Below are 12,290 nucleotides of genomic sequence, written 5' to 3' on the forward strand. Positions count from 1 at the left end.
CCTTATGCGATGGCCAGCCGGACCGGCTGATCAGTGGCGGTGTCATTCTCCAGATAGAAGCGGCGCAGCAGGTTGCTGGCCGACAGCATCCGGTAGTCCGCGGAGGCACGCCAGTCACTGAGCGGAGTGAAATCCTGCTTCACCGCCTCCGCCGCCGCGTCAAACGCCGCCTCGCTCCAGGGCTGGCCCACCAGTGCGGCCTCGGCGCCTGCAGCGCGTTTCGGCGTTGCCGCCATGCCGCCAAAGGCGATGCGGGCCGCTGTGATCACACCATCTGCCACCTCCACGCTGACACCAGCAGCAACCGAGGATATATCCTCGTCCCGGCGCTTGGAAATTTTGTAGGCGGCGTCAATCTGCCCTGCCGCCGGGCGTGGAATACGGATCGAGGCAACGAAATCGCCCGGCTGGCGGTCCTGCTTGCCGTAGTCGATAAAGAATTCCTCCAGCGGCAGGGTGCGGCTGCCGCCTTGTTTCTGCAGTGTCACCTCGGCGCCCAACGAGATCAGCACCGGTGGGGTGTCCCCGATGGGTGAGCCGTTGGCGATATTGCCGCCGATGGTGCCCATGTTGCGCACCTGCCAGCCGGCAATGCGGTCCCAATACGCGCTAAGGTGCGGGAAGGCATCGCGGATTGCCGCTTCGCTTTCGGTATAGGTGACGCCTGCGCCGATGGTCAGCGCCTCGTCGGTCAGCTCAACTGCCTTCAACTCCTCCAGGTGGGACACAAACACCACCGGGGAAATCGGCTTCATGAATTTGGTGACCCACAGGCCCACATCAGTGGAACCGGCCACGATGGTTGCCTTGGGGTTCTCGGCCAGCACCTGTGCAAGGTCGCTTGCGTCCAGCGGCAGGATGGCGCGGTCGTCTTCGGGGCCGGTCACGACGCGGGCCTGCTGCTGGATTGCCTTCAGCTTGGCGGTCAGGCTGTCACGCTCGGTGGTCAGATAGTCGTTGGCCGGGGTGCCGTATTGGTTCACCGCCAGGGCGGCGCGGACAATCGGCTCATAGCCGGTGCAGCGGCAAAGGTTGCCCTGCACGGCGGTTTCCACCTGCGCCTCATTCGGCTGCGGGTTTTCCATCCAGAGCGCATAAAGCGACATCACAAAGCCGGGGGTGCAAAAGCCGCATTGGCTGCCGTGGTATTCGACCATAGCCTGCTGCACCGGATGCAGACGGCCATTGGGGCGGGCCAGATGATCCACCGTTACCACATGGCAACCGTTCAGCGAGGCCAGGAAACGGATGCAGGCGTTGATCGCCTCATAGCGCAGGGCGCCATTCTGCAGCCGCCCCACCAGCACGGTGCAGGCGCCGCAGTCGCCCTCGGCGCAGCCCTCCTTGGTGCCGGTCAGGCGCTGTTCCAGGCGCAGGAAATCCAACAGGGTGGTGGTTGCCTTCACGTCCTGAAGTGCGATGTTCTGGCCGTTCAGCAGAAAGCGGATGTCGGTTTGATGTGTCATCTGGCCTCCGGAGTGTTGTTGGGCCGTCATGGCCCGCTTAGGTTTGTTTTACCCTGTCTGACTGCCCCGGTTAACGGGTGCAATTGCGAAAGGCTTTCAACACCTTGTTGAAAATGGTTAGGCTATAGGTGCCGGAACCGGCGTGTCCGCCGCCTGCTGCTGTGAAACGGCAAGCGGCAAATGCGCCCAGTAAGGGTCTGTAGAACATGTCTTATCTGGAATCTCTGCGGGTCTTTACCCGAGTCGTCGAACTGGGCAGCATCACCTCGGGCGGGCGTGATCTGCGGCTGACTCCCGCCGTGGCCAGCAAACGGATTAAGGAGCTGGAAAAGCACCTTGGCGTGCGGCTGTTCAACCGTACCACGAGGTCGCTGACCCCGACCGAGGCCGGGCAGCTGTTTTACACCGAAGCCAAGAAGGTTCTCGAATCGATTGAGGATGCCGAGGCGGTGGTCTCGCAATTCTCCGCTGCACCGCGCGGGGTAATCCGGGTGACCGCGCCGCTGGGTGTTGGCCGCCGCATCATCGCACCGCTGGTACCAGGTTTTGTCGAGGATTACCCGGCCACCGAAATCCGCATGCGCATGTCGGATCGCAAGGTCGACATTCTGGCGGACGGGCTGGATGTGGCGTTCTTCATCGGCACTCCGCATGACTCGACCCTGAAGATGCGCAAGATCACCGATTGCGCCCGTGTGCTGTGTGCCGCGCCGGCATATCTGGAGCGTCACGGCACGCCGCAGCTGCCGGAAGATCTGCTGAGCGGCCACAATTGCCTGCTGCTGCGCTACCCGCGCTCACCCGAGTATTACTGGACACTGGAAACGCCCGATGGTGCCCGCAAGCTGGAGGTGTCGGGCAAATACGACGCTGATGACAGTGATGTGCTGACTGGCTGGGCGCTGGACGGGCGGGGTATCGTCAACAAGCCGCGGTTTGATGTAGCCGCGCATCTGCGCAACGGCGCGCTGGTGGAAGTGTTGCCGGACACACCGCCAGAGCCGACGATCTTCGGCTGCCTTTACCCGCACAGGAAACTGCAGGATCCCAAGATCCGCCTGTTCGTGGATTACGCTGTGAAACACGGGCTGGCAGCCTTCCGGCGGATCGAGACTGGCAGTTAAGGGCAAAAGTAAAGGCGGGCACCGCTGGCCCGCCTCAAAAAAAAACGAGGGTTCTCGCCTTAGCAGCGGTGCGGATTTTCCTCGCAGTAGACCAGGTTTGCCGCGGCACCGACAGCGGCACCGGTTACCAGATTCGCGTCCAGCACAGCAGCACCGGCAGCACCGGCGCCCGCGCCGTAGACCAGCCGCTCACCTGTGGTGTCGCCGCAGGCGGCCAGAGTGGTGCAAAGTGCAAATCCGATGGCAATCGTTTTCCTTAGCATCGTGTTTCCTCCTTCAACGTCCAAACCCCGCAGTTTTGCCGCGGTCCCAAACGGCCGGTTCCCGGCGATTGCCGCCGGGAAAGGGTGCCCGAAAGGGATTGGCGCTGTGGCTGAACAGGCCGGAAGACCCCGGGTATCCGGCGCAGTTGGGCAAACCCTGTATCAGTATAACACACGGCGGGGCTGTTTGGTTCCATGGTCTTGCTGCGGTGGGGGCACAGGCGTGGTGGCGAACGAAAAAGGCCCCGCCACGGGGGCGGAGCCATTGGGCATGTCAGACGGTTTTGCGTCAGTTTGCGGCCAGTGAAAACGGCAGATCTTTGGCGGCGCTGCCGTACCAGCGGCGGATGAGGGCGCGCTCCTCGTCCCCCATGTAGGTCACATTGGCGGGCGGCATCGCATGGGTTGCGCCGGCCTGAAGATAGATGTCCTTGGCGTATTTCGCCACATCGGCCGGGGTCTCAAGCAGCACGTTCTTGGGTGCGCGGCGGATGCCGTCATAATAGGGCTCGCGCGAATGGCACATGGCACAGCGGCCCGGCACCACATTCATCACATCCTCGAAATGCTGGTTGCTGGCAAAGACCTGTTCACCCTTGGTCAACTCCCGCGCCTCGGACTCTTCGTAGGTGTCCTGCTGCAGCGGCGCCTGGCTCAGGATCATGATGCCGATGAACAGGATGGCGGTCACCGGCCAGGTCCAGGTCGGGTTGCTGGTGCCTGCGTGGTTGCTGTTGAAGTAGTGACGGATGGTCACGCCCATCAGGAACACCAGCGCCGCGATCAGCCAGTTGTACTCGGTGGCAAAGGCCAGCGGGTAGTGGTTCGACAGCATCAGGAACACAACCGGCAGCGTCAGATAGTTGTTGTGGGTCGAACGCAGCTTGGCGATTTTGCCGTATTTGGCATCCGGCGTGCGGCCTTCCTGCAGGTCTTTCACCACGATGCGCTGGTTCGGCATGATGATGAAAAAGACGTTTGCCGTCATGATGGTAGCCGTAAAGGCGCCCAGATGCAGCATTACCGCGCGGCCGGTGAAGATCTGGTTGTAGCCCCAGCCCATGGCGACCAGCAGCACAAACAGCAGCACCATCAGGAAGGTTGGCTTCTCCCCCAGCGGCGATTTGCACAGGAAGTCATAGATGATCCAGCCGATGGTCAGCGAAGCGCCGGAAATCAGGATGCCCTGCCACAGGGCCAGATCGGCCTTGGAAGCGTCGATCAGATACAGCTCCCCGCCCGCCCAGTAGACGATCATCAACAGGCCGGCACCCGATAGCCAGGTGGCGTAGCTTTCCCATTTGAACCAGATCAGATGCTCCGGCATGTTTTCCGGCGCCACCAGATATTTCTGGATGTGATAGAAACCGCCGCCGTGAACCTGCCACTCCTCGCCATGCGCGCCAACCGGCAGATGCGGAACCTTCCGCAAGCCGAGGTCCAGCGCGACGAAGTAAAAGGACGATCCGATCCAGGCAATGGCGGTGATGACGTGAAGCCAGCGGACCGCAAAGCCCAGCCAGTCCCACATGATCACAAGCTCTTCCATTGTTCTCTCCTCATAAGCTTTGACCCGAGACTAGAGCATGCCGCTATTTTCATGTATTAGGTAAAAAACCCAAGCTGTTTCAAAATAACACAAAGAATACTTGAATGGCCTATCTCGACAATATCCGCACCTTCGTCCGTGTCTATGAACTTGGCAATATGTCTGCCGCGGCGCGCGACATGCGGATTTCGGCGGCGGTGGCGTCGTCGCGGATTTCGCAGCTGGAGGACCACCTGAATGTGCGGCTGTTCCAGCGCACCACGCGGCTGCTCAACCCGACCGAACAGGGCAACTTGTTTTATCACGGCGCGGTCAAGATCCTGGAAGCGGTGGACGAGGCCGAGGCCGATATCAGCAACGTGACGCAAACCCCGCGCGGCACGCTCTATGTGGCCGCACCCCTGGGGTTGGGGCAGCACCTGATTGCGCCGGCGGTGCCGAAATTCAATGAGGCCTATCCGCTGATCTCAATCCGGCTGCGGCTGTCGGACCGCAAGCTGGACCTGGCCGCCGAAGGTCTGGATGCGGCGTTCTTTCTCGGCGTGCCTGAGGATTCCAACCTGCGGATCCGCAAGATTGCCGATTGTGCGCGGGTATTGTGTGCCTCACCGGATTACATCAGGCAGCGCGGCCAGCCTGCCAGCAGCGACGAGCTGAAGACCGAGGCGCACGACTGCCTGAACCTGCGCTATCCTGGCGCACCGGAGTTCCAATGGCCGTTGCGCAGCCAGGACGGGGTCAAGCGGGTAACCGTCACCGGACCGTTTGAATCGGATCACGGTGATGTGCTGACCAGTTGGGCGTTGGACGGGCATGGGATCATCCTGAAGCCGGTGTTCGAGATTTCTGAATACCTTGCCTCAGGCCGGCTGGTGCCGGTGCTGGCGGAGGAGCCGCCGGTCCCGATCCAGATGGCCTGCCTCTATGTTCACCGCCGCCACCAGGACCCCAAGGTGCGGCTGTTCATGGACTTCATGGTGGATCACATCCAGGCGTCCCTGCCCTCGGAATGAAAAAGCCCGCCCCAGTTGCCTGGGACGGGAACCGCCGGCAGATGCCAAGCGGGAGGAGAGGTATCTTGGGGTGTGCGGCTCAGCTGCCGCGGTAGGTGGAATAGCCGTAGGGCGACAAGAGCAGCGGCACGTGATAGTGGCTGTCTGCCTCGCTCATCCCGAAACGCAGCGGCACCTCGTCCAGAAACAGCGGGTCCGCGCCGGCCTGGCCGGTAGCGCGCAGATAGCCGCCGGCATGGAACACCAGCTCATAAGTGCCGGTTACGAATTCACCTGCCGGCAGGATCTGTTCATCCGTGCGGCCATCGTCATTGGTGGTCAGACTGCGCAGATGGATGCGCTCGCTGCCGTCGATCCGGTAAAGGTCGATCTTCAGCCCTTCCGCCGGGCAGCCGCGGGCGGTGTCCAGCACATGGGTGGTCAGAAATCCGGTCATGCCAGTCTCCATTCAATTCTGTTGACTTAGGTATGCGCTGTTCAGCCCAGTGCATACAGAAGGAAGAGTCAAAATGTTCTTTCAAAAATATACTGAAAGCGGAGCGGGATTATCTGTTCTATACATACTAAAAAGACAGGAGACCTGACGTGACGCGCTATCCTCGTGACTTGCGCGGATACGGTGCTGCCGCACCTGACCCGCAGTGGCCCAATGGGGCCAAAACCGCCGTGCAATTTGTTCTGAACTATGAAGAAGGCGGTGAAAACTGCATCCTGCACGGGGATGCGGCGTCCGAGGCCTTTTTGTCTGACATACCCGGCGCTGCGCAATGGCACGGCCAGCGCCATTGGAACATGGAGTCGGTCTATGAATACGGCAGCCGCGCCGGCTTTTGGCGGTTGCACCGGCTGTTCACCGGCGCCGGTATTCCGCTGACCATCTATGGCGTCGCCACCGCGCTGGCCCGCTCACCCGAACAGGTGCAGGCGATGAAAGACGCGAACTGGGAGATTGCCAGCCACGGGTTGAAATGGGTCGAGCATAAAGACATGCCCGAGGACGAAGAACGCGCCGCGATTGCCGAGGCGGTGCGCCTTCATACTGAGGTCACCGGCGACCGTCCGCGCGGCTGGTACACCGGACGTTGCAGCGCCAACACCGTGCGGCTTGCGGCGGAGGAAGGCGGGTTTGATTATATTTCAGACACTTATGACGACGATCTGCCCTATTGGCTGGAGACCGGCGGGCGCGTTCAGCTGATCATCCCCTATACGCTTGAAGCCAACGACATGCGGTTTGCCACTGCGCCGGGGTACACCACAGGGGAGCAGTTCTACCAGTATCTGAAGGATGCCTTTGACGTGATCTATGCCGAGGGCGAGGCCGGTGCGCCGAAGATGATGACCATCGGCCTGCATTGCCGCTTGATCGGACGTCCGGGCAAGATTGCGGGCCTCAAACGTTTCATTGAGTATATTCAGGGCTTTGATGGTGTCTGGTGTCCGCGCCGGATCGACATTGCCGAGCATTGGGCCGAAACCCACCCACCAGTGAAGCGCGAGCGCCCCAGCCAAATGGACCGCGCGGATTTTGTCGCCAAGTTCGGTTCGATCTTCGAGCATTCGCCTTGGATCGCCGACCGCGCCCATGATCTGGAGCTTGGCCCTGCGCATGACTGCGCCGCTGGCGTTCACAACGCGCTGTGCCGCAAATTCCGCACCGCGTCTGAGGAAGAGCGCCTGGGCGTGCTGACCGCCCACCCGGATCTGGCGGGCAAACTGGCCGCTGCCGGGCGTCTGACCGCCGAGAGCACTTCGGAACAATCCAGTGCCGGCCTGGATATGCTGACCGATGAAGAGCGGGAGGCCTTTACCAAACTCAATACTGAGTATGTGGAGAAGCATGGCTTCCCCTTCATCATTGCGGTGCGCGACCACAACAAGACGTCAATCATGGAGGCGTTCCACCGCCGTATCCACAATGACCGGGCGACCGAGTTCGATGAGGCCTGCCGCCAGGTCGAGCGCATTGCCCAGTTCCGCCTGCAGGACATGCTGCCGTGAGCGGGCGGCTGACAGCGAAGCCGCTGACAGCGGCGGCTTTTGCACCCTATGGCGATGTGATCGAGGTTGCAGGCGCGCCGGACAAGATGATCAATCAGGGCATGTGCGGTCGTCACCACGACCTCGCGGCCCTGAACTTCGGCGAGGACGGACGGGCCGGCATCAGCCTGTTTGACGCCAAGGCCCGCCACCTGCCGCACAAAGTGGACATGCTGGAACGCCACCCGGAGGGCAGCCAGGCCTTTGTGCCCGTCAACGGCGTGCCGATGCTGGTTGTGGTGGCGGATGATAAAGATGGCACCCCGGCCAATCTGCAGGCCTTCATCAGCCAGCCAGGTCAGTCCATCAACCTGTACCGGAACACCTGGCACGGGGTGCTGGCCCCGCTGGGCGCACCTGGCCAGTACATCGTGGTCGACCGCATCGGCACCACGCCAAATCTTGAAGAACACTGGTTCAAGGAGCCTTTCACTGTGGTCGCAGACTGACCGCACAACTCGAAGCCGCCAACAACAAAAAAGAAGCGGCAAGATCCCCATGACCAACAGGAGAAGACATGGCTGATACTTCCATCGGGACGCCGGCACAGCTGCGCGACCCGAATTACACCCCGCCTTTGCACAAGGCGGTCCCGCTGGGCATCCAGCATGTGCTGGCGATGTTTGTTTCAAACGTGACACCTGCGATCATCGTGGCCGGCGCCGCCGGTTTCGGGTTCGGATCGAACTCGCCGGATTTCCCGGAGCTGCTGTACCTGATCCAGATGTCGATGCTGTTTGCCGGCATTGCCACGCTGCTGCAGACAATCACCCTTGGTCCGGTCGGTTCGGCGCTGCCGATTGTGCAGGGCACCTCATTTGCGTTCCTGCCGATCATGATCCCGCTGGTCGCGGGCAAGGGCGTGGACGGGCTGGCTGCCCTGTTCACCGGCGTCATTGTCGGCGGTATCTTCCATGGCCTGCTCGGCACAGTGATCGGCAAGATCCGCTTTGCCCTGCCACCTCTGGTCACCGGATTGGTGGTCACCATGATCGGGCTGGCGCTGGTCAAGGTCGGCATCCAATACGCGGCGGGCGGCGTTCCCGCCATTGGCACTCCGGAATACGGCTCGCTGTTGAACTGGTCCGCAGCGCTGGTGGTGATTATTGTCACCCTCGGCCTGAAATTCTTTACCAAGGGCATGCTGTCGGTCTCTGCCGTGCTGCTGGGGCTAATCGTGGGCTATGTCTATGCGCTGATGACCGGAATGCTGACGTTTGAGGTGGTCTCCGGCTCCTGGGAGCGTGCGGCGGTGTTTGCCCTGCCGCAGCCATTCAAATACGGGGTGGAATTCTCTGCCGCCGCCATCATCGGCTTTTGCCTGATGAGCTTTGTCTCGGCGGTTGAAACCGTGGGCGATGTGTCCGGCGTGACCAAAGGCGGCGCAGGCCGCGAGGCCACCGAGCAGGAAATCGAAGGCGCCACTTATGCCGATGGTGTGGGCACCGCGGTTGCGGGCTTCTTTGGCGCCTTCCCCAATACATCATTCAGCCAGAACGTCGGCCTGATTGCAATGACCGGGGTGATGAGCCGCCATGTGGTGACCTGCGGCGCCATCTTCCTGATCATCTGCGGGCTGATCCCCAAGGTGGGCGCGGTGATCCGCACGGTGCCGATCGAGGTGCTGGGCGGCGGTGTGATTGTGATGTTCGGTATGGTGGTTGCGGCCGGCGTATCGATGCTGTCGGATGTGGACTGGAACCGCCGCAACATGGTGATCTTTGCGATCTCCTTGTCCATCGGCCTGGGTCTGCAGCTGGAACCCGGCGCGCTGCAGCATATGCCCGATACCGCGCGGATCCTGCTGACCAGCGGCCTGCTGCCAGCCGCGCTGATTGCCATCGTGCTGAACCTGGTGCTGCCGCAGGAGCTGTCTGGGGAGGCCACCGAGGAAGTCTCCGGCGGGATGAGCGGCCATGGCAAAGGTTCGCTGCCGCATGAGGATCACGCCTGAAGCAGGCAGATGCAGTGAAATGACAATTGGAACCGGCCCGCAATGGCCGGTTCTTTTCGTTTCAGCCTGCCAGCCCGTGCAGCACTGCCAGCCCCGGCAGCCAGCCGGTGAAAATCCCGCACAGGAGCGTTGCGGCGGCGGTCAGCCGGGGACTGCCGCGTTTGAGGGCGAGGTTCAGGAAATACACAAACCACAGCCCGGACCAGGCGGCCCAGCAACCCGCCAGCCAGACGTCGAACAGCCCGTCCGCCTGCACCAGCACCCGCAGCACCATGGGTACTGCGGTCAGCGCCACAATGCCGCTGAACCAGCCCAGGCCTTCGCCGCTGGAGGCAAAGGCGCGGTTGTAGGCAACCCACAGATATGTGGTGCCGAACAAAAGCGTCATGCCGGCATCCAGCAGGTCCGCCGGCTGTTGCGCCGCCAACGCGATCAGCAGGACGAGGGCAAAGAACACCAGCGCCGCAACCACGTTGATCAGGATGATCTCGCGGTTCTGTATCCGGCCCATCAGCCAAAGGCCGTTCAGGCACAGCACTACACCGACCACCAGCAGGCTCAATCCCAGAAACATGTTTTCAGTCCCTCAAAGAAAAAACAGGAGAGAAGTACACCTCTCTCCTGTTGCTCCGCTATGCGGATATTTTCAGAATGTGTTTCTGGCTGGGGCTTAGAAATCGACCTCAATGGCGATGCCCTTTTCAACTGCCACGTCCACAACAGAGGCCGCAACGGCCAGATCCTGCAGGCCGACGCCGGTGCCGTCGAACAGGGTGACCTGATCGCTCGAGGTGCGCCCCGGGTTGGTGCCGTTGATCACCGCGCCGATCTGGGCAACATCAGACTCCTGGATCAGGCCCTGCGCCACGGCGTGCTGCGCCTCGCCGATGGAGATGGATTGCGCCACCTCGTCGGTGAACACAGATGACTTGACCAGCAGTTCGGCTTCGACCTCCTGCTTGCCCTTGGTATCAGTGCCCATGCAGGCGATGTGGGTACCAGGGCTGACGTGATCTGCCATCAGCGAAGGCGCGAAGGCCGAGGTGATGGAGATGATCACATCCGCTTCCCGCATTCCTTCCAGCTCGACCGCTTCAAACGGCACACCGGCCTCAGCCGCGACTTTCTCGATGTTGGGCAGCATTTCCGGGTGGTAGTTCCAGCCGATGACCTTCTCGAACTGGCGCTGCTCCAGGGCGGCGCGCAGTTGGAAGGTGGCCTGGTGGCCGGCGCCGATCATGCCGATCACCTTGGCGTCCTGGCGGGCCAGATGCTTGATCGACACTGAGGATGCCGCTGCGGTGCGCAGCGCGGTCAGGAGGTTGCCGCCCACCATCGCCTTCACCTTGCCAGTGTCGGGATCGAACAGGAAAACGGTGGACTGGTGGTTGATCAGCCCGCGCTTTTCCAGGTTGTTCGGCCAATAGCCCCCGGCCTTGAGGCCCAGGGTGAGGCCTGCGCGGTCAAAGCCGCCCTTGAAGCCGTAAAGAGCGTCCTCGTGGCCGATTGCCTCGCGCACGACGGGGAAGTTGTAGGCATCTCCCGAAGCCATGGCGGCAAAGACCTTCTCGACCGCATCGAACGAGGCTTCGCGGGTCACAAGATCCGCAATCGCCTTTTCCGGAACGATATACATGTCTGTTTCTCCTCAACAAAAAAAGCCGGCGGAGGGCGGCCTGCGCACCTCCGCCAGTTCGGGGATCATTTGATTAGTAGGCTTTGCCACGGGCCGAGACCGGCCAGACGGTTTCAACCTTGCCGTCTCTGACACCGACGTACCAGTCATGCACGTTGGCGGTGGGGTCGCAGTGGCCCGGCACCAGGCGCAGCTTGTCGCCCACCTTCAGCGCGCCGTTCGGGTCGGAAACCACGCCGTGCTCGTCCGAGCATTTGATGTATTCCACGTCGTCGCGGCCAAAGATGAAGGGCAGCCCGCTGTCCACGGATTGCGCCTTGAGACCGGCGTCAACAATGGCCTTGTCGGATTTGGCGTGGCTCATCACCTGGGTCAGCAGGAAGAAGGCGTTTTCCCACTCACCTTGGTCGATCCGGTTGCCGTCCTTGTCCAGGATGCGGCCGTAATCGGCGTCCATGAAGGCGTAAGAACCGCACTGCAGCTCGTTATACACACCCGAGTTCGACTCGAAATAGTAGGAGCCTGTGCCGCCGCCGGACACCAGCTCGCAGTCGATGCCTTCACCCTTCAGGCCCTCAACCGCATCGGCAACCTGGGCGATGGCGATGTCCAGCTTGGCCTTGCGGTCTGCGTAGCTGTCCATGTGCTGCATCGCACCCTGATAGGCCTGAATGCCTGTGAACTTGAGGTTCTCGGCCGCGTTCACAGCTTTGGCGATGTTCACAACAGCCTCGGTGGTGGTCACGCCGCAGCGCCCCGCGCCGCAGTCGATCTCAATCAGGACTTCCAACTGGATGCAATGCTTCTGCGCTGCTGCCGACAGGTCGGCCACATTGTCGATGTCATCAACGCAGACAATGGTGCGGGCACCCAGATTGGGCAGACGCGCCAGGCGGTCGATTTTCTGCGGGTCGCGCACTTGGTTCGACACCAGAACGTCCTTGATGCCGCCGCGGGCAAAAACCTCCGCCTCAGAGACCTTCTGGCAGCAGACGCCAACCGCGCCGCCCAGAGATTCCTGCAGTTTGGCCACATCCACCGATTTATGCATCTTGCCGTGCACCCGGTGACGCATCCCATGCGCCTTGGCATAGTCGCCCATCTTCTTGATGTTGCGCTCCAGCGCGTCCAGGTCCAGCACCAGCGCCGGGGTCTGGATGTCAGCCTCATCCATGCCCGGGATCGCCGGGACATCATAGCCGACTTCGAGGTCGTCAAATTTGGTCTGTGCGTTCATTGTGGTAA

The 12,290-nt window shown here is 61.6% G+C and carries 12 protein-coding genes; 5 read left to right on the top strand and 7 right to left on the bottom strand.

Annotated features, from left to right (window positions below):
* Positions 1-2: 2 nt before the first annotated feature.
* Positions 3-1,466 (bottom strand): xanthine dehydrogenase small subunit, encoded by a 1,464-nt coding sequence (xdhA, locus tag K3555_RS22035; protein ID WP_260008716.1) that lies wholly within the window; start codon positions 1,464-1,466, stop codon positions 3-5.
* A gap of 206 nt (positions 1,467-1,672) precedes the next feature.
* On the opposite strand from xdhA, the gene K3555_RS22040 reads away from it, so the two are divergent.
* A complete protein-coding gene (locus tag K3555_RS22040) occupies positions 1,673-2,590 on the top strand; it encodes a LysR family transcriptional regulator (protein ID WP_260008717.1) in 918 nt (305 codons plus the stop codon).
* Between the two features lie 59 nt (positions 2,591-2,649).
* On the opposite strand, the gene K3555_RS22045 is transcribed toward K3555_RS22040, so the two are convergent.
* Together K3555_RS22045 and K3555_RS22050 are read right to left on the bottom strand one after the other, a co-directional pair.
* Positions 2,650-2,853 carry a hypothetical protein gene (locus K3555_RS22045; protein WP_260008718.1) on the bottom strand — a complete coding sequence of 68 codons (204 nt, stop codon included), beginning with the start codon at positions 2,851-2,853 and terminating at the stop codon, positions 2,650-2,652.
* A 289-nt stretch (positions 2,854-3,142) separates the two neighbouring features.
* Positions 3,143-4,402 (bottom strand): urate hydroxylase PuuD, encoded by a 1,260-nt coding sequence (locus K3555_RS22050; protein WP_260008720.1) that lies wholly within the window; start codon positions 4,400-4,402, stop codon positions 3,143-3,145.
* A gap of 104 nt (positions 4,403-4,506) precedes the next feature.
* Here K3555_RS22050 and K3555_RS22055 point away from each other — a divergent pair, with 104 nt between their 5' ends.
* On the top strand, positions 4,507-5,415 hold the full coding sequence (locus K3555_RS22055; protein ID WP_260008721.1) for a LysR family transcriptional regulator: 909 nt from the start codon (positions 4,507-4,509) through the stop codon (positions 5,413-5,415).
* Between the two features lie 79 nt (positions 5,416-5,494).
* On the opposite strand, the gene uraH is transcribed toward K3555_RS22055, so the two are convergent.
* Positions 5,495-5,851 (bottom strand): hydroxyisourate hydrolase, encoded by a 357-nt coding sequence (gene uraH / locus K3555_RS22060; RefSeq protein ID WP_260008723.1) that lies wholly within the window; start codon positions 5,849-5,851, stop codon positions 5,495-5,497.
* A 149-nt stretch (positions 5,852-6,000) separates the two neighbouring features.
* On the opposite strand from uraH, the gene puuE reads away from it, so the two are divergent.
* The 3 genes from puuE to K3555_RS22075 all read left to right on the top strand — a co-directional run bounded on the left by puuE (position 6,001) and on the right by K3555_RS22075 (position 9,409).
* On the top strand, positions 6,001-7,416 hold the full coding sequence (gene puuE, locus K3555_RS22065; protein WP_260008724.1) for an allantoinase PuuE: 1,416 nt from the start codon (positions 6,001-6,003) through the stop codon (positions 7,414-7,416).
* The gene (locus tag K3555_RS22070) at positions 7,413-7,904 is read left to right on the top strand and encodes an ureidoglycolate lyase (RefSeq protein ID WP_260008726.1); all 492 of its coding nucleotides are present in this window, start codon (positions 7,413-7,415) and stop codon (positions 7,902-7,904) included. Before puuE ends, K3555_RS22070 begins: the two co-directional genes overlap by 4 nt.
* Before the next feature lie 68 nt (positions 7,905-7,972).
* Entirely contained in the window at positions 7,973-9,409 is a 1,437-nt protein-coding gene (locus K3555_RS22075; protein ID WP_260008727.1) for a uracil-xanthine permease family protein, read from the top strand.
* Between the two features lie 61 nt (positions 9,410-9,470).
* On the opposite strand, the gene K3555_RS22080 is transcribed toward K3555_RS22075, so the two are convergent.
* The 3 genes from K3555_RS22080 to bhcC form a co-directional block, all read right to left on the bottom strand.
* A complete protein-coding gene (locus K3555_RS22080) occupies positions 9,471-9,983 on the bottom strand; it encodes an AmiS/UreI family transporter (protein WP_260008729.1) in 513 nt (170 codons plus the stop codon).
* 96 nt (positions 9,984-10,079) lie between these two features.
* Positions 10,080-11,045: an iminosuccinate reductase BhcD gene (bhcD, locus tag K3555_RS22085; protein ID WP_260008731.1), complete on the bottom strand. Its 966-nt coding sequence runs from the start codon at positions 11,043-11,045 to the stop codon at positions 10,080-10,082.
* Between the two features lie 73 nt (positions 11,046-11,118).
* Complete coding sequence (gene bhcC, locus K3555_RS22090) at positions 11,119-12,282, bottom strand: 3-hydroxy-D-aspartate aldolase BhcC (protein ID WP_260008733.1); 1,164 nt, start codon at positions 12,280-12,282, stop codon at positions 11,119-11,121.
* Between the last annotated feature and the right edge of the window lie 8 nt (positions 12,283-12,290).

The sequence above is a fragment of the Leisingera sp. M527 genome (genome assembly GCF_025141525.1).
Taxonomy (GTDB): Bacteria; Pseudomonadota; Alphaproteobacteria; order Rhodobacterales; family Rhodobacteraceae; genus Leisingera.

Excerpts from the sequence above, each read along its gene's own strand:
- xdhA (WP_260008716.1), bottom strand. The coding sequence starts at position 1,466 with ATGACACATCAAACCGACATCCGCTTTCTGCTGAACGGCCAGAACATC.
- K3555_RS22040 (WP_260008717.1), top strand. The coding sequence starts at position 1,673 with ATGTCTTATCTGGAATCTCTGCGGGTCTTTACCCGAGTCGTCGAACTG.
- K3555_RS22045 (WP_260008718.1), bottom strand. The coding sequence starts at position 2,853 with ATGCTAAGGAAAACGATTGCCATCGGATTTGCACTTTGCACCACTCTG.
- K3555_RS22050 (WP_260008720.1), bottom strand. The coding sequence starts at position 4,402 with ATGGAAGAGCTTGTGATCATGTGGGACTGGCTGGGCTTTGCGGTCCGC.
- K3555_RS22055 (WP_260008721.1), top strand. The coding sequence starts at position 4,507 with ATGGCCTATCTCGACAATATCCGCACCTTCGTCCGTGTCTATGAACTT.
- uraH (WP_260008723.1), bottom strand. The coding sequence starts at position 5,851 with ATGACCGGATTTCTGACCACCCATGTGCTGGACACCGCCCGCGGCTGC.
- K3555_RS22075 (WP_260008727.1), top strand. The coding sequence starts at position 7,973 with ATGGCTGATACTTCCATCGGGACGCCGGCACAGCTGCGCGACCCGAAT.
- K3555_RS22080 (WP_260008729.1), bottom strand. The coding sequence starts at position 9,983 with ATGTTTCTGGGATTGAGCCTGCTGGTGGTCGGTGTAGTGCTGTGCCTG.
- bhcD (WP_260008731.1), bottom strand. The coding sequence starts at position 11,045 with ATGTATATCGTTCCGGAAAAGGCGATTGCGGATCTTGTGACCCGCGAA.
- bhcC (WP_260008733.1), bottom strand. The coding sequence starts at position 12,282 with ATGAACGCACAGACCAAATTTGACGACCTCGAAGTCGGCTATGATGTC.